Genomic DNA, 1,197 nt, shown 5'->3' with positions numbered 1-1,197 from the left:
ACCTCCGCGAAGCTCGTCGAGGCTGCGTAAAATGACCGCGAACACTGTGCTTGTGGTCGGTGGGGCAGGCTTTATAGGCAGCCATACGTCCAAGCTGCTGTCGAAGCAGGGTTATGAGCCCGTCGTCTACGACAATCTCTCGACGGGTCATCGCGCGGCGGTGCGTTGGGGAGCATTCGTGGAGGGCGAGATCCTAGACACAGCGCACCTCGTCGCTGCGATCGAGGAGTACAGGCCGTGCTCGGTCATCCATTTTGCCGCTTCTGCCTATGTTGGAGAGTCCGTCGAGAACCCTGCCAAATATTATCGCAACAACGTCGCCGGCACGCAGTCTCTGCTGGAGGCATGTCGCATGACCGGCACGCATAACGTGGTCTTCTCCTCGAGCTGCGCCACCTACGGCGTCCCCGACAACCTGCCGATCCAGGAACAGGAAATCCAACAGCCCATCAATCCTTACGGCCGCACGAAGCTGATCGCGGAACAGATGCTCGGCGATTATTCGGCGGCCTATGGCCTGCGCTTTGTGGCGCTGCGCTATTTCAATGCATGCGGCGCCGATCTCGATGGCGAGCTGAGAGAAGCTCATGATCCTGAGACGCACCTCATTCCACGTGCGCTGATGGCTGCTGCCGGCACGATCGATTTTCTCGATGTTTACGGCAACGACTACGATACGCCGGACGGCACCTGCATCCGTGATTACATCCATGTCATCGACCTGGCTCGCGCGCATGTTCTGGCGGTCGAACGTCTCAGCAACTACGGTGGAAATCTGGCGGTCAATCTTGGTACCGGCCGCGGGACGTCCATCCGTGAAATCCTCGACACCATCAGCCGTGTCACCGGCCGCAACGTGCCGATCGAGATTCGTGCTCGCCGGGCCGGTGACCCACCGGCGCTTTATGCGGACCCTTCGTTCGCGGCCGAGAAGCTCGGGTTTCTTGCGGTCTATTCGGACCTGGACACGATCATCCGCTCCGCGGCTCCCACCTTCGGCCTCGAGCTACGGGGATGAAAAAGTCCCGGCTCGACATGCCCACAAGGGAGGAGCCCTTGATGGTTCCGATTTTCACCGGCCGCAAACGCGTCGAATATGTCATCGGCGTCGCTATTTGGGCGACCGCGCTGATCTATTTCTGGCAGTGGTGGATCCTGGACGCCGTCCACATCCACCTTCTCGGTAGATCGGAAGAG

Annotated in this window: 1 protein-coding gene; it reads left to right on the top strand. The window is 60.0% G+C overall.

Features of this window, described 5'->3' with window-relative positions:
- Positions 1-31: 31 nt before the first annotated feature.
- Entirely contained in the window at positions 32-1,018 is a 987-nt protein-coding gene (gene galE / locus X742_RS140455; RefSeq protein ID WP_023775611.1) for a UDP-glucose 4-epimerase GalE, read from the top strand.
- The last annotated feature ends 179 nt before the right edge of the window (positions 1,019-1,197 follow it).

Source organism: Mesorhizobium sp. LNHC229A00 (genome assembly GCF_000502415.1).
In the GTDB taxonomy this organism is placed as follows: Bacteria; Pseudomonadota; Alphaproteobacteria; order Rhizobiales; family Rhizobiaceae; genus Mesorhizobium.
This window is presented reverse-complemented; position numbering and strand designations above follow the sequence as displayed.

Bases quoted from the DNA above. Each gene is read 5' to 3' on its own strand.
- galE (WP_023775611.1), top strand. From the start codon at position 32: ATGACCGCGAACACTGTGCTTGTGGTCGGTGGGGCAGGCTTTATAGGC.